Below are 26,455 nucleotides of genomic sequence, written 5' to 3'. Positions count from 1 at the left end.
GACAGGGGGCACCTCCGGGCGCGCGTGGTCGGTCCGGCCGGCCGCCCACGGGGCACCCGAGGGCGCGTGGCCGGTCAGACCGACCCTCCGCGCGGATCGCACCCGGCGCGACCGCAGCGCCCCCGACCGGGTGGTGGCACGCCCCACCGGGCGGTGCGGGCGGGGCGCGGGTGGCGCGCCGGCGGGCCGGCGCCTGAGCCAGACAAAGCTGGCGATCAGAACGTAATCTGAGTACAGTCTGAGCATGAGCCTTGCTTACCTGGGAGCCGAGCCCGAGTCGGTCTCGTTCACCGACTTGTCAAGAAATCCGAAGGCGGTGGCCGCCCGGGCCGCCGCCCTCGGTGCTCTGCGTGTCACGCATCGGGACGCCCCCGACATGGTGCTGACGACCGCCCTGCATGCGGAGCGCACGGAGGAGAATCTCGCGACGGCGTCCCGGCTCTTTCTCGCGCTGATGAAGCACGATGACGGAGCCCGGTCGCTCCTGTTGGCGCTGCCGGAGGTCTTCCCCTGGGTGCGGCATCTCGATGCCGAAGAGATGCGCGCGTTCACCGTGGAGCTTCTGGGAGCGCTTTCCGATGCGGCGGAGCTGGGTGCCAGGGAGGCCGTGCACCGTGCGCTCGTCTCCTGGAGGGCGACTGCTCGCATCTACGCTGATCCGGACCAGTTCAAGGAAGCGCTGCGCCCCCTCGACGGGGAGGACCTGGGACCGGTCGAGGCGGGCGGGTGAGCCCGAAGAAGGGCGACCGTGTCAGCGTTCCACCCCTGAGCGGGTGGAACGTGGTCTTCGGGACCACGGAGGCGGTGACGGGTTGGGAGGAGCTGTGCCGCGCGGCGCTGCCTAGTGCCCACCGATGTCTGGAGGCGTTGCGCACCGACCCACTGTCGCGTGAGAACTGGAATCGCCAGCATCAGCTCCGCGGGAAACTCGCCACGAAGGAGTGGAAGGGATCCGCGCTGGACCAGTGGGAGTTCGAGGTCACGAGCGGCGGACGGGTGCGCTACCTGATCAGTCCCGAAACTTCGACCGTCATCCTGGTCTACGCGTCCCTTCGGCACCCCAAGGACACTGAGTAGACCGTCGTACCCGTGCAGGCCGGGGCCCGGTCGAAAAGCCTGGCCCCGCGTCCACACGTCCATTCGACGCGCTAGCCGGCCAGCGCCTTGAGGCGGCCCACCGCGTCCTCCAGGACCTCCGTCCGCTTGCAGAAGGCGAACCGGACGAACGGGGCGCCCTCGTCGCGGTGGTCGTAGAAGACCGCGTTGGGGATCGCCACCACGCCGCAGCGCTCGGGCAGCGAGCGGCAGAACGCCACGCCGTCGCGCTCCCCGAGCGGGCGCACGTCGGTGGTCACGAAGTACGTCCCGGCCGGCCGGAACACCGCGAACCCGGCCGCCGCGAGCCCGTCGCTCAGCAGGTCCCGCTTGGCCTGGTGGTCGGCGCGGAAGGCCTCGAAGTAGGCGTCGGGCAGCCGCAGCGCCTCGGCCACGGCGTACTGGAAGGGCCCCGAGGCGACGTACGTCAGGAACTGCTTGGCCGAGCGGACCGCGGCCACGAGGGCGGGCGCGGCCGTCACCCAGCCGACCTTCCAGCCCGTGAACGAGAACGTCTTGCCCGCCGAGCCGATGGTGACGGTGCGCTCGCGCATGCCGGGCAGCGAGGCGAGCGGGATGTGCTCGGCCCCGTCGAAGACCAGGTGCTCGTACACCTCGTCCGTGATCACCAGCAGATCGCGCTCGCACGCCAGCTCCGCGACGGCGGTGAGCTCGGCGCGGGTCAGGACCGTGCCGGTCGGGTTGTGCGGGGTGTTGAGCAGGAGCAGGCGGGTGCGGGGGGTGACGGCGGCGCGCAGCTCGTCCAGGTCCAGGACGTAACGTCCCTCGGCGGGGCGCAGGGTGACGGGCACCCGGGTGCCGCCCGCCATCGCCACGCACGCGGCGTAGGAGTCGTAGTACGGCTCGAGGGCGATGACCTCGTCGCCCGGTTCGACCAGGGCGAGCAGGGCGGCGGCGATCGCCTCCGTGGCACCGGCGGTGACCAGGACCTCGTGGTCGGGGTCGTAGGACAGGCCGTAGAAGCGTTCCTGGTGCGCGGCGACGGCGGCACGCAGTTCGGGCACGCCGGGGCCCGGCGGGTACTGGTTGCCCCGGCCCTCGCGCAGGGCCCGGACCGCCGCCTCCCGGATGGCCTCGGGGCCGTCGGTGTCGGGAAAGCCCTGGCCGAGGTTGACGGACCCGGTCCGCTGGGCAAGGGCGGACATCTCGGCGAAGATCGTCGTCCCGAACTCGGCGAGGCTGCGGTTGAGGAGAGGGCGCGCGCTGGAGGTCATGACGGCCATCCTGCGGGCAACCTCTGGACTTGCTCAAGTGTGCTTTGGCGCCGGACGGTGAGGGGCATCTCCCTCCCACGCGGGCCACGGGGGGCCGCGGTCACGGAAGGACGGTGGGGGATGGCAGTCGTGATCGGGGTGGGGTTCTTCGTATTGGTGGCGCTCGTCGTCCTGGCCACCGCGAAGGCGGGCGGCAGCTCGCGCGGCCGTGGCCGGGGGCGCAAGCGTTCGGCGGCCTCGGCGGCCGGCGGCACCAGCTGGTGGGCGGGGGGCGGCTCGGACGGGGGCAGCACGTCGTCCTGCGGGAGCGGGAGCGGTGGCCACCACCACGGGGGCGGCGGGGGCGGCGGCCATCACGGCGGCCACTCCTGCGGGGGCGGTCACTCGTGCGGCGGGGGCGGCCACTCCTCGTGCGGCGGCTCGTCGTGCGGGGGCGGCGGCTGCGGTTCGAGCTGACCGGCCCGGTCGATGGGACCGGCCGGCCCGGGCGACGGGACCGGCCGGCCCGGGCGACGGGCCTCGACGGGCCCGGCCGACAGGCCTGCCAGGGCTGGTCGGCGGCGGCCCGTGGGGCGCGCCCCACGGGCCGGGAGCGACGGGCGGACCGGTGCGGGGCGGGAGCGGCTGACACGGGGCAGCCGATTCCACCGCCGGGTCCGCCCGTTGTGCGCCCGGACGGTCACGGCCGGCCGGGAGCCCTTTTTCGCGCCGGTAGTTGAACGTTTGAACCCAAGGGCCCCCGAGGGGATGGAAACCCCATCAACTTGGGTAAAAAAGCTGTGAGTGCCGCACACTTCGTGATTCCCTCGCAGAGAAACCGCGCGGCATGTGGACTCCGGGTGATCAGGGAGCGGTCGCCCGTCCCTTCGTTGCGGTCCGAGTCGACACCGGTCATCCACCCGCCACATGTGTGTCTTGCGGAGCCCACCCATGCTCACGACCCTGAAGACCGCCTACACCGACACGCGCGCCGCCGACCTCGCCTGGGCGCTCGGCCGCGAGCCGCTGCCCGCCCTCGCCGTGCTCGACCTCGAACTCTCGGGCGCCAAGCTCCAGTTGAGGCTCCTGGGCGCCTCCCACCAAGTGCTCCTCGACGAGGAGCGCGGCACCTGCTCGGAGACCGTCGCCTGCATGCCCGGCAGCAGTACGCCGCTGCCGCTCGGCGTGGCGAAACGGCTCGGCGAGTGGGACTACGAGTTCGCCGCGCGCGTCGAGACGCTGTCGCGCGGCTCGTTCGCGGGCCGAGCCCAGGAACTCCTCGCCCTGGTCTGCGACCACCCCAATGGACTGGCCGGGACGTTTCCCGGCTCCCCGCACGCGTTCACGGCGATGCTCGCCCAGCGCGGCGAGGGCCAGGTGTGGTGGCGTACCTGGCACGCCTATCCGCAGGAGGGCCAGCTGGTGGTCACCCGCACCCGGGTCGGCCTGCGGGTGCCCGCGGCGGCCGGACTCTGAGGCCCGGGAGGCGCGCGCCGAGTGCGCCGACGGGCTTCGCGGCACGCGCCGTGGGCCTCGGCATGCGCGCCGTGGGCCTCGCGGTGCGCGCCTCCACCGTCGGCAGGCTCCAGTTGCACCCGTGTGGGTGACAAGATGCGAACGGACAGTCACGTAGCGTTCGCATCATGATCGAACCGCTTCCCGCTCCCGTGAGTAGTCCGCGGTCGGGCCGGTTCCTCGTCCTGGCCGTCGTGTTCCTCTGCGCCGCCTGCGGGCTCGTGTACGAGCTCGAACTGGTCGCCCTCGCCTCGTACTTGATCGGGGACTCGGTCACCCAGGCCTCGGTGGTCCTGTCCGTGATGGTCTTCGCGATGGGGGTCGGCTCGCTGCTCGCCAAGCGGCTGCGCTGCCGGGCCGCCGTCGGCTTCGGCCTGATCGAGGCCGCGCTCGCCCTGGTCGGCGGCTGCTCGGCGATGGTCCTGTACGCGACGTTCGCCTGGTCCGGCGGCTCGCGGTACGCGCTCGTCGCCTTCTCGCTCGCCATCGGCATGCTGATCGGCGCCGAGATCCCGCTCCTGATGACCCTCATCCAGCGCGTCTCGCGGGGCGCGGACGGTGACGCGAGCGGCACGGTGGCCGACCTGTTCGCCGCCGACTACGTGGGCGCGCTCGTCGGCGGCCTCGCCTTCCCGTTCCTGCTCCTTCCCCAACTGGGCCAGCTGACCAGCGCGTTGCTCACCGGCGCCGTCAACGCCGTCGCGGGCGGCTCGCTCGTCCTGCTGCTCTTCGGCCGCGATCTGTCCCGGCGCGCCCGCTGGACGCTGCTCGGCGCCAACGCCCTCGTCCTCGTCGTGCTCGCCCTGACCACCGCGATGGTCGGTGACTTCGAGCACGCCGCCCGCCGCGCGGTGTACGGCGGCCAGGTGCGCGTGGCCGTCCAGACCCACGTCCAGGAGATCGTCCTGACCGGCAGGTCCGGCGCCTCCCTCGGGCTCTTCCTCGACGGGCGGCTGCGTGTCGACGGCCGCGACGAGTCCCGCTACCACGCGGCCCTGGTGGACCCCGCGCTCGCCCGGGGCCCGCACGGCCGGGTCCTGATCCTGGGCGGCGGCGACGGGCTGGCCGCCCGCGAGGTGCTGCGTCGTCCCGGGGTGCGCGCGGTGACCCTGGTGGACGTGGACCCCGAGCTGGTCCGCCTCGCGCGCGAGGACCCGGCGCTGGCGTCCCTGAACGCCCACGCCTACCGGGACCCCCGGCTGCGCGCGGTGGCCGGCGACCCCTTCGGCTGGCTGCGCGGCGACGTGCGGACGCTGGGCACGTACGACGCGGTGATCTGCGATCTGCCCGACCCCGGCATCACCGCCAGCACCAAGCTCTACTCGCAGGAGTTCTACGGGCTCGCCTCCCGCGTCCTTGCCCCCGGTGGCCGTCTTGTGGTGCACGCGGGCCCGGCCGGTGGCCGGCCGCGCACGTTCTGGACGGTCGCCTCGACGATCCGCGCCGCCGGTCTGACGGCGTTCGCCTACCGCGCGGGCGGGCGCGCCCCCGGCGTCCCCGCCGGCCCCGGCCGCGCGCACGGCCCGGCGGCCGCCCCTCACGACTGGGGTTTCGTCCTGGCCACCCGGCCCGGCCCGGACCCGTCGGCGGCGGCACCGGGCCCCGCCGCCGGCCCGGGGGCGGGGCTGCCCGCCGGAAGCAGCCCGCTGGCCCCGCCACCGGGCGCCACCGGCCTGCCACCGTCGACGCTCGTGCATCCGAGGTACGCGGGCTGAGGGGCGCGGACTGAGGCGCGGGCACGAGCACGCGCGCGCGGACGGCCACGGGCAGCGGACGGCCACCGGTACGCGGACAGGAGCGCGGGGTGTCGGTGTCGGGGCCGGACGTCCGCGAGGGGCCCGGCGGGGATCGGCGCCGCGTTGGCGCAGACGATCGGGCCGGCGCTGAGTAGGCTCGGTGGCTATGGAGCATGAGGTGTTCGTTCCGGTTGAGGCCCAGGCACTCCGGCAGGCGCTGCGCGACCCCGCCCGGGTCGCGTGCTGTGTGCCGGGGCTCCAGCAGGACGCGGGCGAGCCGCCCATCACGGGCCGGCTGAGGGTCCGCCTCGGCGGGAGCACCATCACCTACCGGGGCTCCCTGCGCGTCACCGAGCAGAGCCCGGACGTGTTCGCCCTGGAGGGCGAGGGCGTGGAGGTGCGCGGGGCGGGCGCGGCCAAGATCGCCCTGACCGTGACGCTCGAAGAGGCACCGGGCGGCGCCATGCTGGCCTTCGCGGGCACGGCGCTCGCGGAGGGCCGGGCGGCCGACGTGCCGCACGAGACCGCCACCGCGTCCGCGCTGCGTCTGCTCGACCGGTTCGCGGCGGAGCTGGCCCGGCCGGCCGGGCCGGAGCGGCCCGGGGCGGACGACCGTCTCGCGGCGGCGCCCGACGAGCAGGTGGCCCCGGCAAATCCGTCGGACACGGACCTGAACACCGACCTGAGCACCGGTCTCCCCGCGGCGCGGGACACCGACGGCACACCGCGTGGCGCGGGCGCCCACGACGACATCGACGGCGACGCACACGACGACACCCACGACGAGGACTTCACCTCCGTGTTCGACGCCGAGGTGCCGCCGCCGTCCCTCGACCGGCTCGCCGACGACGACTTCGTCATCGAGGTGGGCGAGTCGATGCCCGCCGAGGCCGCGCACGCCCGCCGCACGATGATCGGCCGCAGCGCCGAGGAGGTCGACCACGCGCCGCCGCGCGGCCGGTACGCCCCGGTGCCCGCGCCATCGGGCGGCAACGCCGGCGCCACCCTGCGCTGGGTCGCCCCGGCCGCGGCCCTCGCCCTGGCCTCGGCGGTCGTGGTCGGGCGCGCGCTGCGCCGCCGCCGCTGACGACACGGTGAGAGCGCGCCCCACCGGCCGGAAGCCGGAGACCGGGTGAAACGACGGCCCAGCGGCTAGGGTCGAAGCCGTGAGCAGTGACCAGATCAAATTGGGCGTCGGCGCCGTGCACATGACCGTCGACGCGGGCAACGGCTGCCGGATCAGCAGCCTGGTGATCGACGGCACCGAGGTGCTGCGCCAGGGCGAGAAGTACGGCTGCTTCCCGATGGTGCCGTGGTGCGGCCGCGTGGAGAACGGCCAGTTCCGTGATGGCGGGGTGAAGTATCAGTTGCCGCTCAACTCGCCGCCGCACGCCATCCACGGCACCGTCCGCGACCACGCGTGGGAGACCGCGCGGGTCTCCGCGACGGAGGCGGTGTTCACGCAGGAGCTGACCGAGCCCTGGCCCTTCACCGGCAAGGTCACCCAGATCTTCGAGCTGACCCCGGACGCGCTGACCGTCCGGATGGGCGTCGAGACGTACGACAACTCCTTCCCGGCGCAGGTGGGATGGCATCCCTGGTTCGTCCGGGAGATCGACGGCAGCCGGGTCGAGCTGGCCTTCGACGCGCAGTGGCAGGAGGAGCGCGGCGAGGACCATCTGCCCACCGGACGGCGCATCCCACCGCTGCCGGGCCCCTGGGACGACTGCTTCGGGATGCCCGACGGCGTCGATGTCACCCTCACCTGGCCCCAGCGCCTCGAGCTGAAGGTGACCAGCCCCACCGAGTGGGTGGTCGTCTATGACGAGCAGGAGGAGGCCGTGTGCGTGGAGCCGCAGTCCGGCCCGCCCAACGGCCTCAACACGCTGCCCCGTCAGGTCACCCCGATCGACCCGCTGGAGCTGACGACGACCTGGGCCTGGCGCCGCCTGTGACCGGGGCCCTTAAGCTCATGGGCATGACTGACGTACGCGCTGACCTGCTCCAGCAGATCAAGGACAAGGCCGTGGTGCACGGCAAGGTGACCCTCTCCTCGGGGATCGAGGCCGACTACTACGTGGACCTGCGCCGGGTCACCCTTGACGGCGTCGCCGCGCCGCTGGTGGGCCAGGTGATGCTCGACGTGACCGCGGAGTTCGACTTCGACGCGGTGGGCGGCCTGACCATGGGCGCCGACCCGGTGGCCGGCGCGATGATGCACGCGGCCGCCGCCCGTGGCCGCTCGCTCGACGCCTTCGTGGTCCGCAAGGCGGCCAAGGCGCACGGGATGCAGCGCCAGGTCGAGGGTCCGGACATCAAGGGCCGCCGGGTCCTGGTGGTCGAGGACACCTCGACCACCGGCGACTCGCCGCTGACCGCCGTCGAGGCGGTCCGCGCGGCCGGCGCCGAGGTCGTGGCCGTGGCGACGATCGTGGACCGGGCGACCGGCGCCGCCGAGAAGATCACCGAAGGCGCGGGCGTGCCGTACGTGACCGCGTTCTCGTCGACGGACCTCGGGCTGGCCTGAAAAGCGTGACGCGGGTCCCGGCGCTCGGGCCGGGCGAGCCTGACCTGCGCGTTCCTTGAGGGGCGGGCTGTTTCACGTGAAACAGCCCGCCCCTCGGACGTCCACGGGGTGGAGCCGCTGTCAGAGTCTGGAAAGATGGGCCGCGACGATGACGTCGCCCCCAGGTCAGGGCCAGCACATATCGCACACCCCGCACATCACAAGGAGCGGACAGATGCCCATCGCAACCCCCGAGGTCTACAACGAGATGCTCGACCGGGCGAAGGCAGGCAAGTTCGCCTACCCGGCCATCAACGTGACCTCGACCCAGACCCTGCACGCTGCGTTGCGCGGCTTCGCGGAGGCCGAGAGCGACGGCATCATCCAGATCTCCACCGGTGGTGCGGAGTTCCTGGGTGGCCAGTACAACAAGGACATGGTGACCGGCGCGGTCGCCCTGGCCGAGTTCGCGCACGTCGTCGCCGCCAAGTACGACATCACCGTCGCGCTGCACACCGACCACTGCCCGAAGGACAAGCTGGACGGCTACGTCCGCCCGCTCATCGAGGTGTCCGCCGAGCGCGTCGCCCGGGGCCTCGACCCGCTGTTCCAGTCCCACATGTGGGACGGTTCGGCCGAGACCCTGGCGGACAACCTGGCCATCGGTCAGGAGCTCCTGGCCAAGGCCGCCGCCGCGAAGATCATCCTCGAGGTCGAGATCACCCCGACCGGCGGCGAGGAGGACGGCGTCAGCCACGAGATCAACGACGAGCTGTACACGACCGTCGACGACGCGCTGCGCACGGCTGAGGCGCTGGGTCTCGGCGAGAAGGGCCGCTACCTGCTGGCCGCGTCCTTCGGCAACGTCCACGGCGTCTACAAGCCGGGCAACGTCGTGCTCCGCCCCGAACTGCTCAAGGACCTCCAGGCGGGTGTCGGCGAGAAGTACGGCAAGCCCTCGCCGTTCGACTTCGTCTTCCACGGCGGCTCGGGCTCCTCGGCCGAGGAGATCGCGACGGCGCTGGAGAACGGCGTCGTGAAGATGAACCTCGACACGGACACGCAGTACGCCTTCACGCGGCCCGTCGCGGACCACATGTTCCGCAACTACGACGGTGTCCTGAAGGTCGACGGCGAGGTCGGCAAGAAGTCGACGTACGACCCGCGTACGTGGGGGAAGCTGGCCGAGGCGGGGATGGCCGCGCGGGTGGCTGAGGCGTGTGCGAATCTGCGGTCTACCGGCACGAAGCTGAAGTAACCGGTTCTCAGCGCACAACCCTGGGCCCGACGCCCCCCTCCCGGGAGCGCCGGGCCCTCCCATATCCGGGCCGCGTGCCGTCCGGCGGGGGCGGGCTTCCGGGATGCGAGCCGTTTGCGCGGCGGCTTCCGAGTGCGGGCCGTATGTGCCTGGTCGCGCAGTTCCCCGCGCCCCTGGGTATCCGGTGCGGGCCTGCATGCGGGTGGCTGGCCGTTCGGCCGGGGTGGTTTTTCGGGTGCCGGTTGTGCGTGGCTGGTTGCGCAGTTCCCCGCGCCCCTGGCGGGGTCGGGGATGGTCCGCGTCGGGAGTCGGGCGCGGGTTTTCCGTGGCCCGGGGCATCCGGTGGCGGCCCGCGCGTGGGTGGCTGGCCGTCCGGCCGGGATCGGTTTTCGGGTGCGAGCCGTATGTGGCTGGTCGCGCAGTTCCCCGCGCCCCTGACGGGCTGGTGCCGGCCCGCGTGGGGATCTTCAGGCCGTTCCGCGAGGGGATTCCGGGTGCGGGTCGGTGGGGCCGTGGTCGGGCTCGATGGCTGGGCCCGGGAGGCCGGACTGCATGCGGCACTCGGGGGTCACCCCGACGACAGGGCGGCGTACGGTCACGAACGCCACCACGGAGGCCAGCGCCAGCGCCCCCGCACACATCGGCATGGCCCGCCGGAACGTGGCCCCGAACTCCGCGGCGGACCGGTACGCCTCCGGCCCCATCCCCGCGGCCAGCGGCAACGCGGCAACCGCGATCAGCCCCGCCGCACGCGCGGCGGCGTTGTTGATGCCGCTCGCGATCCCCGCCCTCCCCTCGTCGACCGACGCCAGCACCGTCGCGGTGAGCGGCGCGACCAGCGTGACCATGCCGAGTCCGAGTACGAGCAGCGCGGGCAGGACGTCCCGTACGTACGACGCGTGCTCACCGGCCCGCAGCATCAGCAGCATCCCGGCCGCGCACAGCAGCGGTCCGACCGTGAGCGGGACGCGCGGCCCGACGCGCCGGCCGAGTTCGCCCGAACGGGCCGAGAGCAGCAGCATCAGGACGGTCGTGGGCAGCATGGCGGCGCCCGCGCCGAGCGCCGAGTACCCGACGACGACCTGGAACTGGAGCGCGGCTAGGAAGAAGAACCCGCCGAAGGCGGCGTACACGCAGATGGTCACCACGTTGACCGCGGTGAAGATCCGGGAGTGGAAGACCGAGGGCGGCAGCATGGGGTCGGGCAGCCGCCGTTCCCGCCGTACGAACGCCGCTCCGAGCCCGAGTCCGGCGACGGCCGAGCCGACGACCAGCCGTGACGCGCCCTGTCCTGGTGCCTCGATCAGGGCGTAGGTGACCAGCGCGAGGGCCAGCGCGCCGAGCGCCGCGCCCAGCACGTCGAAGCGGCCGGTGTGGGTGCGCGGGTCGCGGGACTCGGGTACGTGGCGCAGGGCGACGCCCACGCAGAGCGCGGCGAGCGGCACGTTGATGAGGAAGACCCAGCGCCAGCCGGGGCCGTCCACGAGCCAGCCCCCGAGGAAGGGCCCCACGGCGGCGCCGACGCCGCCGAGCCCGGACCACACCCCGACGGCGCGGGCCCGGTCGTCCGGGTGGAAACCGGCCTGGATGAGGGCGAGGGAGCCGGGCGTGAGCAGGGCGCCGCCGATGCCCTGGAGGGCGCGGGCGGCGATGAGCACCCCGGCGTCGGGGGCCAGGCCGCACAGCAGGGACCCGGCGGCGAACCAGATCACGCCGGTCACGAAGACCTTCCGCCGGCCGTAGCGGTCGCCCAGGGCGCCGCCGAGCAGGATGAGGCCGGCCAGGGTGAGCATGTAGGCGTTGACGGTCCATTGCAGGACGGCCATGTCGGTGTCCAGGTCGGCGCCGATGTGGGGCAGGGCCACGTTGACGACGGTGGAGTCGAGCAGGGCCATGCCGCTGCCGAGGACGGTGGTGAGCAGCAGCCGGCGCCCGGGGCCGGTACCCATGCGTACGTTGTCCGCCACAGCACGACTGTCCCCCACCCCACCGCACCCCAAAACCCACACGCCAGGCTGACCCTCCCGACGCGGACCAGCTCCGCCCCGCCAGGGCCGCGGGGAACCGCGCGCCCAGCCACGCACGACCGGCACCCGAAAGCCCACCCCCGTCGGACGGCCAGCCACCCGCGCGCGGGCCGCCACCGGATGCCCCGGGCCACGGAAAACCGCGCGCCCGACCCCCGACGCGGACCATCCCCGACCCCGCCAGGGGCGCGGGCAACTGCGCGCCCAGCCACGCACAACCGGCACCCGAAAGCCCACCCCGGCGCGGACGGCCATGGCACCCGCATGCGGGCCCGCACCGGATGCTCAGGGGCGCGGGGAACTGCGCGCCCAGCCGCGTACAACCCGGCACCCGAAAGCCGATCCCGGCCGAACGGCCAGCCACCCGCATGCGGGCCCGCACCGGATGCTCAGGGGCGCGGGGAACTGCGCGCCCAGCCACGCACAACCGGCACCCGAAAAAGACCACCCCCGCCGGACGGCCATGGCACCCGCGCAAGGCCCGGCACAACCCCGCCACGGGGTTGTCAGGGGCGCCGGCACCCGCCCCCGGCCCGGGCCGGGAAGGAGTGGCCACCCCCGACCCCCGGCGGGCTTTGGCACACTGGCCCGCATGTCCCTTCACGAAAACCTCCTCGGCGGCCCCGCCCCCACCCTGCTCCCCGACGACCCGGAGCCCCGCGACCTGCTCGCCGCCGGCACCGCCCCGGCCGACGTCGCCGCGAAGTACCCCACCTCCTCCCTCGCCTGGGCGCAGCTCGCCGACGACGCGTTCGACGCCGGCCGCACCGTCGAGTCGTACGCCTACGCCCGCACCGGCTACCACCGCGGTCTGGACTCGCTGCGCCGCGCCGGGTGGAAGGGCCACGGCCCGGTCCCCTTCGAGCACGAGCCCAACCGGGGCTTCCTGCGCGCCCTGCACGCCCTGGCGCGCGCCGCGCAGGCGATCGGTGAGGAGGGCGAGTACGAGCGCTGCACGACCTTCCTGCGGGACTCCTCGCCGCTCGCCGCAGACACCCTGGGCTGACCCGGCGCCACCCCGTACCGGGGCCGAAGTCGATCACTCGCGGTCCGGAGGGAACGTCCGGGCCGCGAGTGGCATCTGTATGTCTGACACGGACGGCCCCGACGCGCGCGCGAACACCACGATCGCCCGCCGTCCGGCCGCATCGACAGGCTGGCGCAGAGGCCCCACTCCTCTCCCCCCAACTCCAGCCGGGGAACAGGGGAGAGCTCTGTCTTGGGCAAGCGAGGCGCCCGCCGCAACACGAGTGGATCCAGCACGGCAGGCCCGGCGGGCGCACCCCGGCCGGGCCGTCGCCAGGACCGGGGCGGACGCGGGCGCCCCGGACGACGGCGGACGCGTTCGCGCGTGCTGCTCGTCGCCGGGGCGCTGATCGCGGCCACCCTGGCCGGCGGGGTCGCCGTCGCCCAGTGGCCGGGCCGATCCACGTCCGGCGTGGAGGGCGGCAACATCGCGGCGAGCCCCCCGCGCGAGCAGTCCCCCCAGCCCGCCGAGGCCCAGCTCAAGCCGCCCCCGCCGAGCAAGGACCCGAGCGGATCGCCGGACCCGAGCGGATCGGGCGCCCCCAAGACGGACGACGTCCCGCAGTCGGGCCCTGGCACCTTCACCGCCGCTAAGGCATCCGGCAAGGTCGTCGGCGCCGGCGGCCCGCTGCGCCGCTACCAGGTGCAGGTCGAGGACGGCGCGGATGTCTCCGCCGCCCAGGCCGCCCTCGACATCCAGACCATCCTGTCCGACCCGCGCAGCTGGGCCGCCCACGGCAAGGGCCGCTTCCAGCTGGTATCCAGCGGCGCCGACGTCGTCATCAAGATCGCCACTCCGAAGACCACCGACAAACTCTGCGCGGCCGTCGGCGACACCGGCGGCGAGCTGAACTGCGAGGTCACCGGCGGTGTCGTCGTCAACCTCAAGCGCTGGGTCACGGGGTCGCCGCAGTACGACGGGCCGCCCGCCGAGTACCGCCATCTGATCATCAACCACGAGATAGGCCACCTCATCGGCTACCACCAGCACATGGCGTGCCCGGGGCCCGGCAAGACCGCCCCGGTGATGATGCAGCAGATCAAGGGCCTCAACGGCTGCAAGTCCAACGCCTGGCCCTACACCGCGCAGGGAACGTTCATCACGGGCCCCTCGGTGCCCTGACGCGCCGGACAGAACCGTGCTTATGATGCCGGTGGGGACCGGGGCTCCGATGCCGACCAAGGAAGGGGCGGACCGCTACCCGGACACATCGAGGAGACAGCGATGTCATCAAAGATGTCCGAACCGGTCACACCGCCCGAGCGGGGCGACGAGCCGGAGACCCCCAACCTGGACTTCGCGGGCACCACCCCCTACGAGGACTACGTCCAGGCCGACGTCCTCACCCACCTCCAGCACCCGCTCTCCGACGACCCGGGCGAGATGGTCTTCCTGGTCACCACCCAGGTCATGGAGCTGTGGTTCACGGTCATCGTGCACGAGTGGGAGACCGCGTCGCGGGCCCTGCGCGCGGATGACGTGCGGGTGGCGGTGGACGCCCTGAAGCGTTCGGTACGGGAACTCGAGGCGCTGAACGCGTCGTGGACGCCGCTGGCGCAGCTGACCCCGGCCCAGTTCAACTCCTACCGGTCCGCGCTCGGCGAGGGCTCCGGGTTCCAGTCGGCGATGTACCGGCGGATGGAGTTCCTGCTCGGCGACAAGTCGGCCTCGATGCTGGTGCCGCACCGGGGCGCGCCGCGCGTGCACGCCGAGCTGGAGAAGGCGCTGGGCGAGCCGAGTCTGTACGACGAAGTGCTCGCGCTGCTCGCGCGGCGCGGGTACGCGATCCCCGCGTCCCTCCTCCAGCGCGACCTGACCCGCAAGTACGAGCCGTCCACCGAGGTCGAGGCGGTCTGGTCCGAGTTGTACGCGGGCGACCAGAACGCCGAACTGGTGCGCCTGGGCGAGGCGTTGACGGATGTCGGCGAGCTGGTGTGGCGCTGGCGCAACGACCACCTGGTGGCGACCCGGCGGGCCATGGGCACGAAAGTCGGCACCGGCGGCTCGGCGGGCGTGGCCTGGCTGGAGAAGCGCGCCACCAAGAACGTGTTCCCCGAGCTGTGGACGGCGCGCAGCCATGTCTGAGCGCCCGATGAAGACCGGGTCCTCGGCCGCGCCCGGGCGCGCGACCCCGACCCCGCCCGACGCACTGGCCCGCAAGGCCGCCGCCCTTGACGCCGCCGACGAACTCGCCCGCCACCGCGACCTGTTCGCGCTCGACGACGACGTGGTCTACCTCGACGGCAACTCGCTGGGCGCGCTGCCCCGGCACGTGCCGGCCCGTATGCAGGACGTCATCACCCGCGAGTGGGGCCGCCTGCGCATCCGCTCGTGGGAGGAGAGCGGGTGGTGGACCGCGCCGGAACGCGTCGGCGACCGGATCGCGCCGCTCATCGGCGCGGACCCCGGCACGGTCGTGGTCGGCGACTCGACGAGCGTGAACGTCTTCAAGGCGCTGGTGGGCGCGGTGCGCCTGGCGGGGGATGACCGGGACGAGATCCTGGTCGACGCCTCGACGTTCCCCACCGACGGGTACGTCGCGGAGTCGGCGGCGCGCATGACGGGCCGCCGGGTGCGGGCCCTTGCCCCCGCCGACATCCCGGCCGCGCTGGGCCCGCGCACGGCCGCCGTCCTGGTCAACCACGTGGACTACCGCACGGGCCGCCTGAACGACCTGCCGGGCACGACCGCCGCCGTCCACGCGGCGGGCGCCCTCGCGGTGTGGGACCTGTGCCACAGCGCGGGCGCGCTGCCGGTGGGACTCGGCGCGCACGGCGTGGACTTCGCGGTGGGCTGCACCTACAAGTACCTGAACGGCGGCCCGGGTTCACCCGCGTACCTGTATGTGCGCGCCGACCACCAGGACCGCTTCGACACCCCGCTGCCCGGCTGGAACTCGCACGAGGACCCCTTCGGGATGCGGGCGGCGTACGCGCCGGGCAAGGGCGCGGCCCGTGGCCGGGTCGGCACCCCGGACATCCTGTCGCTGCTCGCCCTGGAGTCCGCGCTCGACGTGTGGGACGGCGTCTCCATCGAGGCGGTCAGGAGCAAGTCCCTGGCCCTGACGGACTTCTTCCTGGAGTGCGTCACGGCGTACGTACCGGCGGGCAGGGTCACCTCGGTGACGCCCGAGCCCGCCGCCGAGCGCGGCAGCCAGGTGTCGCTGCGCTGCGAGAACGCGGGTGACGTGATGCGCGCCCTCATCGCGGCGGGCGTGGTGGGCGACCACCGCCGCCCCGACGTCCTGCGCTTCGGCTTCACGCCGCTGTACGTGGGCTTCGCCGACGCGCACCGGGCGGCGGTGCGCCTCGCGGCGCTTCTGTCCTGAGCCACCGGACCGCGAAGGTGCCCCGTACGCCCTGGTAGCGTCCGGGGCACCCGGGTGATCAACCGGCTTGGCCTGGCGAAAGGTTGGGGAATGACGGATCCCGCAGAGCGTGACGCGGCCGAAGAGGCATCCGCCTTCTCCCATCCCGCCGTCGCCCCCGACGCCACCGCTGCCTACGGCGACCACCCCGATCAGGTGGTCGACTTCTACGCCCCGAGGGGCGCCCGCGCCGGCGCCCCCCTGGTGGTGCTGCTGCACGGCGGTGCCTGGCGCGCCCCGTACGACCGCGCGCACCTCAGCCCCCTCGCGGACTTCCTGGCCCGGCGCGGGTTCGCGGTGGCCAACGTCGAGTACCGGCGCGGGAGTCTGCTGCCGCAGCAGGGCGGTGCGGGCCCGGTTGCCGGGCGCTGGCCCGACACGTTCGACGACGTGGCGACGGTCCTGGACGCGCTGCCCGCTCTCGTACGCGACGCCGTGCCCGGCGCCGATCCGCGCCGCACCGTTCTGGCCGGGCACTCGGCGGGCGGCCAGCTCGCGCTGTGGGCGTCGGCCCGGCACGTGCTGCCGCCCGGCTCCCCGTGGCGCACCCCGGCCCCCGCCGCCCTGCGCGGCGTGGTGGCCCTCGCCCCGATCGCCGACTTCGCGAGCGCGGTGGAGCTCGACGTGTGCTCGGGCGCGGTCACCCAACTCCTGGGTGGCGCCGCCGAGTTGGCCGCAAGGGCCCCGCACGCCGACCCTGCGGCCCTGCTCCCCACCGGGATCGCCACGACCGTGGTGCAGGGCCGCGAGGACATCGTCGTACCCCGGGCGGTGGCGGAGGCGTACGTGGACGCGGCGGCGAAGGCGGGCGAGATGGTGGGCCTGACACTCCTCGACGACGTCGGGCACTTCCCGCTCATCGACCCCTCGGCCGACGCGTGCGCGGTGGTGGCCGAGGAGATCGCCCAGCTGGCGTACTGAGGCGTACTGGGCGCTGGGGCGTCCTGGGCGCGCTGGGGCGTCCTGAGGCGACCGGCCGCCGTCCCGCTCAGCGGCGTGCGGTCGCGAACGCACCGTGCCCGAAGGCCAGTTGGGCGAACCGCTCGCCCATGCGGCGGTGGGTCGCGGCGTCCGGGTGGAGGGCGTCGGGCAGCGGCAGCTCCTCGGCGTCCCGCTCGCCGTAGAGCGAACGGCCGTCCAGGTAGTGGAGGTTGGGGTCGTACGCCGAGCGGGCCGCCACCAGCGCCGCCAGCTCCTCCCGGATCACGGACAGCGTGAGCTTCCCGCTCGCCCGCTGCGCCGGGTCGCCCGTCGCCAGGAACCGAAGGCGTCCGGCGGCCAGTTCCGCGAGGTCGGGCGCGCAGGGGCCCGGGGTGTCCTCGTGGATGGGGCACAGGATGGGCGAGATCACCAGGAGCGGGGCGCCCGGGTGCCCGTCCCTGATGGTGTCGAGGAAGCCGTGCACCGCCGGGACGAAGGCGCGCAGCCGCATCAGGTCGGCGTTGACCACGTTGATCCCGATCTTGACGCTGATCAGGTCGGCGGCCGTGTCCCGCATGGTCCGCGCGGTGAACGGGTCGAGCAGCGCGCCGCCGCCGAATCCGAGGTTGACCAGCTCGGCGCCGCCGAGCGAGGCGGCGAGCGCGGGCCAGGTGGTGGCGGGGCTCGCGGCGTCGGTGCCGTGGCTGATCGAACTGCCGTGGTGCAGCCAGACCGCGCGGCCCCGGCCGGGGACCGGCTCGACGGGTGCGTCGGTGCGCAGCGCGACGAGCTCGGTCGTCTCGTTGTGCGGCAGCCAGATCTCGACGTCCTTGATGTCGGGCGAGAGGCCGGTGAAGCGCACGGTGCCGGGCTCGCCCGGCCGGTACTCGGTGGCGCCCGTGGTCATGTCGATGGCGAGCGTGTTGCCGCAGGACACGCTGCCTTGCGCGACGCGGCGGCCGTCCACGAGCAGGTCGTAGAGCCCGTCGGGGCGCGCCGGTGTGCCGACGTACACGCGCTTGGTGGGCAGCGTGTCCAGTTCGATCGCGGTGGCCCGGGTGCGCAGGGCCAGGCGTACACCGGAGGGCTGGGACTCGGCCATGAGCAGCTGTGCGTCGGCGCCCTGGGCGCGGGCCCGCGCGGGCAGCCGGTGCGGCAGCAGTCCGTGCTCGGTGCGTTCCAACTCGACGGCGCCGCGCAGAAGTTGGGCGGTGATGGGGGTGTGCACGGGGTGCGCGATCGGCGTGTGGGGCGGCATCGTCATCGGGTCGGTGTTCCTGTCGGGTGGGGTGGCCGGGTTCCCGTGCGCGTCGGGGCCGCTCATGCCGGGGGCCAGTTGCGCAGCAGGGCGTCGAGCGCGTCCAGGGTCCGCTCCCAGGTCTGCTGGGTGTCGGGGGCGCTGTGGCTGAACCCGCCGCCCATCTCCAGGCTGATGTAGCCGTGGAAGACGCTGCCGAGCAGCCGTACGGCGTGGGTCGCGTCGGGTTCGGTGAGGTCGTAGCCGCGCAGGATCGCCCGTGTCATCCCCGAGTGCCGGGCGCCCGCGCTCGCGGCCGCCGCCTGCGGGTCGAGGCGCAGCTGGGCGGCGGCGTAGCGGCCGGGGTGCTCGTGGGCGTAGTCGCGGTAGACGTTGCCGAGGGCGGCGAGCGCGTCCTTTCCGGAGCGGCCCGCCACCGCGTCGGCGGCCCGGTGCGCCATCTCCTCGAGGGCGAGCAGCGCGAGCCGGGTCCTGAGGTCCTGGGAGTTCTTGACGTGCGAGTACAGGCTCGCGACCTTCACGTCGAACCGTCTGGCCAGCGCCGAGACGGTCACCTGCTCGAAGCCGACCTCGTCGGCCAGCTCGGCGCCCGCCCGGACCAGCCGTTCAGTGGTGAGCCCCACGCGTGCCATGCCCGGCCCTCCTCTTCCTCGCGTCCCTCGCGCCCGTATATGACCGACACATCCCGCACACCCGACGAGTCCGACGCATCCGATCTGCCTGAACCAATTATGCGTTTGCCTAAAGCCTTTAGGCAAATTACCGTGACGCTTATGAAGCCGCTCACCGAACGAGACATCCGTACCGCCTTCGTGAACTGCACCAAGGGCGAGGCCAAGCGCATGGCCGTGCCGCACGACCTGGCCGAGCGGCCCTGGGAGGAGCTGGACTACTTCGGCTGGCGCGATCCGCAGGCACCCGACCGCGGCTACCTCGTCATCGAGCTGGACGGCCGCCTCCAGGGCCTGGCGCTGCGCTGCTCCGGCGCGGTCTCGGGCCGCCAGCGCCGCAGCATGTGCTCGATGTGCCTGACCACCCACGCCGGCGGCGTGTCCCTGATGGTCGCCCCGAAGGCGGGCAGGCCCGGCAAGCAGGGCAATTCGGTGGGCGCCTACATCTGCGCCGACCTCGACTGCTCGCTCTACGTACGCGGAAGGAAGACGGCGGACGCCGGCTCGCGGCTGCACGAGACGCTGACGGTGGAGGAGAAGATCGAGCGGACGGTCTGGAACGTCGCGGCGTTCGTCGCGAAGGTGACGGCGGACGCCTGACGCCACCGGGTGGGGGAGGGCGCGGGCGCGGTGTAGTCCCTGAGGCGGACCCCGAGAGATCCCCATCCAGCCGGACGCCTCCGCCGGGGCCGCCGCCTACCGTGGTGTGCGTGAACGAGACGAACAGAGCCCGGCAGGGCAGCGGCAGCACGGCAGCGGGCGGCGGCGCCGGGCGCACCCCGGAATTCCGGTTCGCGATGGACGCGTACGGAGGGCTGCGCCGGGACCTGTTCCACGACGCGTTCGCCTACCGGCCGCTCCCGCCCCGCCGGACGGACGGCGCGATAGCGCGCCACCTGCCGGGACGCCTGCGCGAGACGGCCGCCTGGGCGCCGCACGCGGTGGTCTGCTTCCTGGCGTTCCTCACGACGCTGTTCGGCTACACCGCTCTGAGCGCGTTCGACGGCGGCCGCGCCTTTCTGCTGAGCGGGCTGATCGTGGCGGTGCCGGTGGTCATGACGCTGGTACGCCCCATCGGCGCGTTCTGGCTCTCGTGCGCGGTGATCGTGGTCAGCGGGATGCTGGGGGACCACGGCGGCATGAGCCCGTGGACGCCAGGGACGGTGTTCATGCACCTGAGCGTCCTGGCCGTGGTGGCGCTGCGCACCCGGCCCCGGGTGGCGGCCTGGATGTGGGCGGTCACGCTCGCCATCAGCGTGGTGCTGAGCACCATGAGGGGCCGCACGGACTCCCTGGGCAGCGTGCAGATGGCTGTCTTCTACGGCACGGTCCTGCTCGTCATCTCCGTGGTGCACATCCGCAAGGACGCCGAGCGGCAGGTCAGCGCGGAGAAGTCGGTCACCGCCGTCGAGCGGGACCGGCGCACGGTCCTGGAGGAGCGCACCAACATCGCCCGCGAGCTGCACGACGTGGTGGCACACCACATGTCGGTGGTCGCCATCCAGGCCGAGGCCGCGCCCTACCGGGTCGAGAACACCCCGCCCGAGCTCACCCAGGCCTTCGCCACGATCCGCGAGAACGCGGTGGCCGCGCTCACCGAACTGCGCCGGGTGCTCGGTGTCGTACGCGCCGAGGACTACGAGGCGCCGGACGCCCCCCAGCCCACCCTCGCCGACCTGGACAGCCTCCTCGCCAACGTCCGCGAGGCCGGGCTGCCCGTGGAGAAGGTCATCACCGGCGCGGTGCGCGAACTCCCGCAGGGCGTCGAGCTGTCGGCGTACCGGATCATCCAGGAAGCGCTCAGCAACACCCTGCGGCACGCGCCGGGGGCCGGGGCGCGGGTGGAGATCGGGTACGTTCTGGGCGGGCTCGGCCTACGCGTCGTCAACGGGCCCGCGACCTCGCAGGCGGGGCCGTCGCAGGGGTCGGGGCACGGGCTCACGGGCATGGCGGAACGGGTGGCGATGCTCGGCGGTGTGATGACCGCCGAGCGGACGGCCGAGGGCGGCTACGAGGTCACCGTCTTCATCCCGGTCGCCCCGGTCGCCCCGGCCGAGCCGGCGTCCACCGTGGACCTGGCCAAGGAGACAGGAGAGCGGGCGTGACGATCAAGGTCCTCATCGTGGACGACCAGATGATGGTGCGCGAGGGGTTCTCCGTCCTGCTCGGCGCGCAGCCGGACATCGAGGTCGTCGGCGAGGCGGTCGACGGGCGCGAGGCGGTGGCGCAGGTCCGGGCGCTCCGCCCCGACGTGGTCCTGATGGACATCCGCATGCCCGGCATGAACGGCATCGAGGCGACGCGGGAGATCGTCGCGGCGGACGGCTCATCGAAGGTGCTCGTCCTGACCACCTTCGACCTCGACGAGTACGTCTACCAGGCGCTGCGGGCCGGGGCGTCCGGGTTCCTCCTCAAGGATGCCTCGGCGCGCCAACTCGCCGACGGTGTACGGGTGGTGGCGTCCGGGGAGGCGCTGCTCGCCCCCTCGGTGACCCGGCGCCTGATCAACGAGTTCGCCCGGGTCCTGCCGGCCCAGCGGGCGTCGTCGCCGACGGGTGAGGTCGAGGAGCTGACCGACCGCGAGACGGAGGTGCTGGTGCTGATCGCGGGGGGTCTTTCCAACCAGGAGATCGCGGAGCGGCTTGTGGTGGCGGAGTCGACGATCAAGACGCATGTCAGCCGGGTGCTGGTGAAGCTGGGCCTGCGCGACCGCACGCAGGCGGCGGTCTACGCCTACGAAACCCGCCTGGTCACCCCGTCCTGACCCCTGACCCCTGGGCCCGGCCCCGGCCCCGGCCTCCGCGTGGATTCGCGGGACAGGAGGGGCGGCCGGGGTTCATCCTCACCGGATGGACCACACCCCGTTCCGCCCCGACGCCCAGGACTTCGTGACCGACCCCTACCCCGCCTACGCGGAACTCCGCGCGGCCGGGCGGATCCACCACCACGCGCCCACGAACCAGTGGCTGATCCCCCACCACGCCGACGTGTCCGCGCTGCTCCGGGACCGGCGGCTCGGCCGAAGCTATCAACACCGCTTCACGCACGAGGAGTTCGGCCGTACGCCGCCGCCTCCCGCGCACGAGCCCTTCCACACCCTCAACGACCACGGCATGCTCGACCTGGAGCCCCCGGACCACACCCGCATCCGCCGACTCGTCTCGCAGGCGTTCACCCCACGCACCGTCGAGCGGCTCGCTCCGACCGTGCGCCGTCTCGCCGCCCGGCTCGTGGACGACTTCGTCGCGGCGGGCGGCGGCGACCTCGTCGCGGAGGTCGCCGAACCCCTGCCCGTCGCCGTCATCGCCGAAATGCTCGGCATCCCCGCCGCGGACCGCCCTCTGCTGCGCCCCTGGTCCGCCGCGATCTGCGGCATGTACGAGCTGAACCCGAGCGAGGAGACCGCGGCCCGCGCCGTACGCGCCTCGCTCGAATTCGGCGGTTACCTGCGGGAGTTGATCGCCGAGCGGCGCACGAGTCCCGGGGACGACCTGATCTCCGCGCTCATCGCGGCGTACGACGACGAGGGCGCCGGCTCCCGTCTGACCGAGCAGGAGATGATCTCCACGTGTGTCCTGCTCCTGAACGCGGGGCACGAGGCGACCGTCAACACCACCGCGAATGGCTGGTGGGCGCTGCTGAGCAACCCCGGGCAGCTGGCCGCGCTCCGTGCCGCGCCGGAGGCCCTGCTTTCCACGGCCGTGGAGGAGCTGATGCGCTACGACACCCCGCTCCAGCTCTTCGAGCGGTGGGTGCTGGAGGACATCGAGTTCGCGGGGCAGGTTCTTCCGCGCGGCAGCGAGGTGGCGCTCCTCTTCGGCTCCGCCAACCACGACCCGGCCCGGTTCTTGAACCCCGCCGTCCTGGACCTCGCCCGCGCGGACAACCCGCACATCTCCTTCGGCGCGGGCATCCACTACTGCCTGGGCGCGCCGCTGGCCCGCCTGGAACTCCTGGCCTCCTTCGGAGAGTTGCTGGCGAAGGCGCCGCATCTGCGTTTGGCGGCGGAGCCGGGGCGGGGGCCGGGGTTCGTCATCCGGGGCCTGACGGAACTCCAGGTCCTTTGCTGACGCCTCAGCGGGGTTGCTCGCGCGGCTTGGCTGCCCGGTGCGGGCCTGCTTGCGCGGCTTGGCTGCCCGGTGCGGGGCGGCGTGCACGTCCTGGCACCTGGCGCGCAGTTCCCCGCGCCCCTTGGCGACTCGATGCCGGGCGGCGTGCACCTCCTCAGCCCAGCTTGCGCAGTTCCCCGCGCCCCTGAACTACTCGGTGCCGGGCAGCACAGTCAGCCTGTCCGGCGATTGAGGACGAGCGCCCTTCAGGCGCGAACGGGGACTGGGGCGGAGCCCCAGGATCCTGTACCTCAGCCCCACTCTCACCCCCGGAGGGTTTCGGGAAGGGGCGGGGTGGGGCCAGTCCCCGGGGTCTGGGGCAGAGCCCCAGTAACCCCGCTTTCGTCTGCGGACCGTGCTGGGTCACCCGCGCAGTTCCCCGCGCCCCTGTAGGGCACCCGGGGTCGCAGGGCTAAGGCCCTGTAGGGCGCGAGCCGGAGCCGAGACCGGGCCGGGGCCGCGCGGGGGCGGGGCTAAGTTGGGAGGATCAGCTCCCACGCCCCCGGGCGTACCGTCCACGTACGCGTGCGTACAGGCCCCGCCGCCACCCCATCCGCGCGGTAGCGAAACCCACCCACCGGCCCGGAGATCGTGACCGCCCGCGCCGACGCCCGCACCCACTCCCCCGCACACCCCCGCACCGCGACCTGCGCCAGCCCGTCCGCGGAGGCGACGGACACCCCGGCCACCGGCAGGTCGAGGTCGCTCAGGAGCACCCCGTCCGCCTCCACCCGCAACCGGTGCGCCACCGCCGCCGCGACCGGCGCGGGCGCCCGCACCAGGGTGCGTACGAGGGAGCGCGCCGCCCCCCACACCGTCGGCGAGGCGGCCCGCGCCCGCGCCGGCCCGAGCGCGGGCACCCGCAGCGCCCCGAGCACCACCTCGTCGCAGTCGTCGACCAGCAGGTCCAGCCGGCGCCCCGCGCCCTCCAGGACGGCCCGCGCGGCCGCCACCGCCCCCATCGGCACCCCGAGCGAACGCGCGAGCCGCAGCGAGTCCGCCGTGCCCACCGGGACCAGGGCCAGTTCGCCCCGCCCGAGCTCACGCTCCTTGTGCAGCAGCGTCACGGTGCGTAGCAGCGCCTGGTCGTCGCCGACCACCACCGTGCGCCGCCGACCCCGCCGGGCCAGCGCACGCGCGAACTCCTCCGGCCCCTGTGGCCAGCAGATTTTCGCCTGTGCTCCCGCACACAGCACATCTTTCGCGATCCGCACGGACTCGCCGTCAATACGGCGGGCGACCGGGTCGATGAGCACGACGAGCTGGTGCGCAGCCGACACCTCGGTCCTTCCTCGGGTAGCATCTTTGTGCAAGAGCCCCTTGCGCTATTGCGCCAGGGGCTTCGTCTATTCCGGGGCAACCGGTTCAACGGATCAGGCCCATGGTGTACGCACCCATGTAGGGAACGCGTATGCCCCTGACCTTGGACATGCCCCGCCCGGAAGGGGTGTACGCCTGTGCCCGCACTTGTGCTGCTCGGTGCTCAGTGGGGTGACGAGGGCAAGGGAAAGGCCACCGACCTCCTCGGTGGATCCGTTGACTATGTGGTGCGCTACCAGGGCGGCAACAATGCCGGCCACACCGTCGTCGTAGGCGACCAGAAGTACGCGCTGCATCTTCTCCCTTCCGGAATCCTCTCACCGGGGTGCACCCCGGTGATCGGTAACGGAGTCGTCGTCGACCCGGCGGTCCTGCTCTCCGAGCTGAGCGGGCTGAACGAGCGCGGCGTCGACACGTCCAAGCTCCTGATCAGCGGAAACGCTCACCTGATCACGCCGTACAACGTCACGCTCGACAAGGTCTCCGAGCGCTTCCTCGGCAAGCGCAAGATCGGGACCACCGGCCGCGGCATCGGCCCGACCTACGCCGACAAGATCAACCGCGTCGGCATCCGCGTCCAGGACCTCTACGACGAGTCGATCCTGGAGCAGAAGGTCGAGGCGGCTCTGGAGGGCAAGAACCAGCTGCTCGCCAAGGTCTACAACCGCCGCGCGATCGAGGCCGGCAAGATCGTCGAGGAGATGCTCCAGTACGCGGAGCAGCTGAGGCCGTTCGTCGCCGACACCACGCTGATCCTGAACCAGGCGCTCGACGACGACAAGGTCGTGCTCTTCGAGGGCGGCCAGGGCACCCTGCTCGACGTCGACCACGGCACGTACCCCTTCGTCACCTCCTCGAACCCGACGGCGGGCGGCGCCTGCACCGGCACCGGCGTGGGCCCGACGAAGATCAGCCGCGTCATCGGCATCCTGAAGGCGTACACGACCCGCGTCGGCGCCGGCCCGTTCCCGACCGAGCTGTTCGACGAGGACGGCGAGGCGCTGCGCCGCATCGGCGGCGAGCGGGGCGTCACCACGGGCCGCGACCGCCGCTGCGGCTGGTTCGACGCGCCGATCGCCCGCTACGCGACCCGCGTCAACGGCCTGACCGACTTCTTCCTCACCAAGCTGGACGTGCTGACCGGCTGGGAGGAGATCCCGGTGTGCGTCGCGTACGAGATCGACGGCAAGCGCGTCGAGGAACTGCCGTACTCGCAGACCGACTTCCACCACGCGAAGCCGATCTACGAGAAGCTGCCCGGCTGGTCCGAGGACATCACCAAGGCCAAGACCTTCGCCGACCTGCCGAAGAACGCGCAGGCCTATGTGAAGGCGCTTGAGGAGATGTCGGGCGCCCCGATCTCCGCGATCGGCGTCGGCCCCGGCCGCACCGAGACGATCGAGATCAACTCCTTCATCTAGTACGGCCATTCAGTACGGCCATTCAGTACGGCTGTCCCGTACGGCTGTCCCATGCGGCCATCCCGTACGGCCGGACCGGCGCCCGCCCGGCGCCGGTCCGGACGAAGCCCCCCAGCGCATGCTCCCCAGCGGGCGCCGGGGGGCTTCGCGCTGCCCTGCGCGGCGCGGGGGGCTGAGCCCCTACTCCACCCCGGCCGGCCGGGACGAGCGGGGAGACCCGCGCCGGTTCCTTCGACGACAAGCCCATCGTGGACACCGCGCCCGTCCGCATCGCCGTCCAGAACGGCACCACCCGGTCCACCACCCAGATCCGGACCGGCGGCTACGGCGCGCCCAGCCTCACCGCCCGGGCCGGGCGGCTGTACGCCCTCTTCATCCGAGCGCGCCGGGTGGCCCTCCGCGTCACCAGAGTCTGTCGACCGTGCCCGGATACAGCGCGATCCGGGCACCCCGCAGCGACGGCCTGGCGGCGCGGGCGGCGGGTGTGAAGAAGGCGGCCAGCGTCACCTTGTCGAAGCCCGCCCCGTCGCTCGGGAACGGCGCGTCGGGCGTGCCGCCCACCACGACGGCGCCGGGCAGCTCCCGCCAGCCCGCCCGCTCGTAGAACGCGCGCAGCGGCCGGTCGCACGTGAAGAGGCCGAGGTCGATCCCGTACGAGGCCATCGCCTCCCGGGCCGCGCCCACAAGTCGCCGCCCGTACCCCTGCCCCCGTTCGGTACGCCGCGTCACCACCGTGCTCAGGCCGCCCGCCCGCAGCCGGTGTCCCGCGTGCGTGAGGTCCTTGCGCAGGATGGCGAGGGCGGCGAGCACGGTGCCGTGTTCGTCGGTGAGCAGCATCGAGAGCGGGTCGAGCCCCGGATCGTGGCTCGGCCCGCTGCTCGGTACGTCACCCGGCGGCCAGGCCTCGTCCTGGAGGGCGAGCACCTGGGCGCGCAGCGGGGGCGGTGTGTCGGCCTCGGGGTAACTCAGGATGGGCATCCGGCGATTATGGCCCCGCCGGCCGCCCCCAC

Annotated in this window: 25 protein-coding genes; 19 read left to right on the top strand and 6 right to left on the bottom strand. The window is 73.2% G+C overall.

What is annotated here, in order from left to right; translation table 11 throughout:
* Positions 1-244 precede the first annotated feature (244 nt).
* Positions 245-730, top strand: a complete 486-nt coding sequence (locus ABR738_RS19330) for a prevent-host-death family protein (protein WP_350231234.1) — start codon at positions 245-247, stop codon at positions 728-730.
* Complete coding sequence (locus tag ABR738_RS19325) at positions 727-1,077, top strand: hypothetical protein (RefSeq protein WP_350231233.1); 351 nt, start codon at positions 727-729, stop codon at positions 1,075-1,077. Before ABR738_RS19330 ends, ABR738_RS19325 begins: the two co-directional genes overlap by 4 nt.
* Before the next feature lie 71 nt (positions 1,078-1,148).
* Here the strand turns inward: ABR738_RS19325 and ABR738_RS19320 are convergent, their stop codons facing one another.
* Positions 1,149-2,339 carry a pyridoxal phosphate-dependent aminotransferase gene (locus ABR738_RS19320; protein ID WP_350231232.1) on the bottom strand — a complete coding sequence of 397 codons (1,191 nt, stop codon included), beginning with the start codon at positions 2,337-2,339 and terminating at the stop codon, positions 1,149-1,151.
* A gap of 111 nt (positions 2,340-2,450) precedes the next feature.
* Between ABR738_RS19320 and ABR738_RS19315 the strand changes: the two genes are divergently transcribed.
* From ABR738_RS19315 to fbaA, 7 genes are all read left to right on the top strand, one after another.
* Positions 2,451-2,786 (top strand): hypothetical protein, encoded by a 336-nt coding sequence (locus ABR738_RS19315; protein ID WP_350231231.1) that lies wholly within the window; start codon positions 2,451-2,453, stop codon positions 2,784-2,786.
* Positions 2,787-3,260: 474 nt separating this feature from the next.
* Positions 3,261-3,785, top strand: coding sequence for a DUF2617 family protein (locus ABR738_RS19310; RefSeq protein WP_350231230.1), 525 nt, complete (start codon positions 3,261-3,263; stop codon positions 3,783-3,785).
* Positions 3,786-3,952: 167 nt separating this feature from the next.
* Positions 3,953-5,539, top strand: coding sequence for a polyamine aminopropyltransferase (locus ABR738_RS19305; protein WP_350231229.1), 1,587 nt, complete (start codon positions 3,953-3,955; stop codon positions 5,537-5,539).
* A 199-nt stretch (positions 5,540-5,738) separates the two neighbouring features.
* On the top strand, positions 5,739-6,647 hold the full coding sequence (locus ABR738_RS19300) for an SRPBCC family protein (RefSeq protein ID WP_350231228.1): 909 nt from the start codon (positions 5,739-5,741) through the stop codon (positions 6,645-6,647).
* A 121-nt stretch (positions 6,648-6,768) separates the two neighbouring features.
* Entirely contained in the window at positions 6,769-7,515 is a 747-nt protein-coding gene (locus ABR738_RS19295) for an aldose epimerase family protein (protein ID WP_350234654.1), read from the top strand.
* A 23-nt stretch (positions 7,516-7,538) separates the two neighbouring features.
* On the top strand, positions 7,539-8,087 hold the full coding sequence (pyrE, locus tag ABR738_RS19290) for an orotate phosphoribosyltransferase (protein WP_350231227.1): 549 nt from the start codon (positions 7,539-7,541) through the stop codon (positions 8,085-8,087).
* Between the two features lie 214 nt (positions 8,088-8,301).
* On the top strand, positions 8,302-9,324 hold the full coding sequence (gene fbaA, locus ABR738_RS19285; RefSeq protein WP_350231226.1) for a class II fructose-bisphosphate aldolase: 1,023 nt from the start codon (positions 8,302-8,304) through the stop codon (positions 9,322-9,324).
* Between the two features lie 467 nt (positions 9,325-9,791).
* Here the strand turns inward: fbaA and ABR738_RS19280 are convergent, their stop codons facing one another.
* Positions 9,792-11,273: an MFS transporter gene (locus ABR738_RS19280; RefSeq protein WP_350234653.1), complete on the bottom strand. Its 1,482-nt coding sequence runs from the start codon at positions 11,271-11,273 to the stop codon at positions 9,792-9,794.
* Positions 11,274-11,943: 670 nt separating this feature from the next.
* On the opposite strand from ABR738_RS19280, the gene ABR738_RS19275 reads away from it, so the two are divergent.
* From ABR738_RS19275 to ABR738_RS19255, 5 genes are all read left to right on the top strand, one after another.
* Entirely contained in the window at positions 11,944-12,357 is a 414-nt protein-coding gene (locus ABR738_RS19275) for a DUF3151 domain-containing protein (RefSeq protein WP_350231225.1), read from the top strand.
* A gap of 345 nt (positions 12,358-12,702) precedes the next feature.
* The gene (locus ABR738_RS19270; RefSeq protein WP_350231224.1) at positions 12,703-13,500 is read left to right on the top strand and encodes a DUF3152 domain-containing protein; all 798 of its coding nucleotides are present in this window, start codon (positions 12,703-12,705) and stop codon (positions 13,498-13,500) included.
* Positions 13,501-13,614: 114 nt separating this feature from the next.
* Entirely contained in the window at positions 13,615-14,463 is an 849-nt protein-coding gene (locus ABR738_RS19265) for a tryptophan 2,3-dioxygenase family protein (protein WP_502964227.1), read from the top strand.
* A 7-nt stretch (positions 14,464-14,470) separates the two neighbouring features.
* Positions 14,471-15,706, top strand: a complete 1,236-nt coding sequence (kynU, locus tag ABR738_RS19260) for a kynureninase (RefSeq protein ID WP_350234651.1) — start codon at positions 14,471-14,473, stop codon at positions 15,704-15,706.
* A 90-nt stretch (positions 15,707-15,796) separates the two neighbouring features.
* On the top strand, positions 15,797-16,666 hold the full coding sequence (locus ABR738_RS19255; protein WP_350231222.1) for an alpha/beta hydrolase family protein: 870 nt from the start codon (positions 15,797-15,799) through the stop codon (positions 16,664-16,666).
* Positions 16,667-16,733: 67 nt separating this feature from the next.
* Here ABR738_RS19255 and ABR738_RS19250 read toward each other — a convergent pair whose 3' ends face one another.
* Together ABR738_RS19250 and ABR738_RS19245 are read right to left on the bottom strand one after the other, a co-directional pair.
* Positions 16,734-17,930: a GDSL-type esterase/lipase family protein gene (locus tag ABR738_RS19250; protein WP_502964110.1), complete on the bottom strand. Its 1,197-nt coding sequence runs from the start codon at positions 17,928-17,930 to the stop codon at positions 16,734-16,736.
* Between the two features lie 56 nt (positions 17,931-17,986).
* The gene (locus tag ABR738_RS19245; protein WP_350231221.1) at positions 17,987-18,556 is read right to left on the bottom strand and encodes a TetR/AcrR family transcriptional regulator; all 570 of its coding nucleotides are present in this window, start codon (positions 18,554-18,556) and stop codon (positions 17,987-17,989) included.
* Between the two features lie 141 nt (positions 18,557-18,697).
* On the opposite strand from ABR738_RS19245, the gene ABR738_RS19240 reads away from it, so the two are divergent.
* The 4 genes from ABR738_RS19240 (at position 18,698) to ABR738_RS19225 (ending at position 22,665) form a co-directional block, all read left to right on the top strand.
* On the top strand, positions 18,698-19,195 hold the full coding sequence (locus ABR738_RS19240) for an FBP domain-containing protein (protein ID WP_350231220.1): 498 nt from the start codon (positions 18,698-18,700) through the stop codon (positions 19,193-19,195).
* Positions 19,196-19,392: 197 nt separating this feature from the next.
* Complete coding sequence (locus tag ABR738_RS19235) at positions 19,393-20,700, top strand: sensor histidine kinase (RefSeq protein WP_350234649.1); 1,308 nt, start codon at positions 19,393-19,395, stop codon at positions 20,698-20,700.
* Positions 20,697-21,359, top strand: coding sequence for a response regulator (locus tag ABR738_RS19230; RefSeq protein WP_350231219.1), 663 nt, complete (start codon positions 20,697-20,699; stop codon positions 21,357-21,359). The genes ABR738_RS19235 and ABR738_RS19230 overlap by 4 nt, the downstream gene beginning before the upstream one ends.
* Positions 21,360-21,444: 85 nt before the next feature.
* Positions 21,445-22,665, top strand: coding sequence for a cytochrome P450 (locus tag ABR738_RS19225; RefSeq protein ID WP_350231218.1), 1,221 nt, complete (start codon positions 21,445-21,447; stop codon positions 22,663-22,665).
* Between the two features lie 512 nt (positions 22,666-23,177).
* Here the strand turns inward: ABR738_RS19225 and ABR738_RS19220 are convergent.
* Complete coding sequence (locus ABR738_RS19220) at positions 23,178-23,984, bottom strand: diacylglycerol kinase catalytic domain-containing protein (protein WP_350231217.1); 807 nt, start codon at positions 23,982-23,984, stop codon at positions 23,178-23,180.
* 177 nt (positions 23,985-24,161) lie between these two features.
* Between ABR738_RS19220 and ABR738_RS19215 the strand changes: the two genes are divergently transcribed.
* Positions 24,162-25,445: an adenylosuccinate synthase gene (locus ABR738_RS19215; protein WP_350231216.1), complete on the top strand. Its 1,284-nt coding sequence runs from the start codon at positions 24,162-24,164 to the stop codon at positions 25,443-25,445.
* A gap of 402 nt (positions 25,446-25,847) precedes the next feature.
* Here the strand turns inward: ABR738_RS19215 and ABR738_RS19210 are convergent, their stop codons facing one another.
* Positions 25,848-26,423: a GNAT family N-acetyltransferase gene (locus ABR738_RS19210; RefSeq protein ID WP_350231215.1), complete on the bottom strand. Its 576-nt coding sequence runs from the start codon at positions 26,421-26,423 to the stop codon at positions 25,848-25,850.
* Positions 26,424-26,455 lie beyond the last annotated feature (32 nt).

Source organism: Streptomyces sp. Edi4, from assembly GCF_040253615.1.
Taxonomy (GTDB): Bacteria; Actinomycetota; Actinomycetes; order Streptomycetales; family Streptomycetaceae; genus Streptomyces.
Note: the sequence above shows the minus strand (reverse complement) of the source record. Positions and strands in the feature narration are given on the sequence as shown.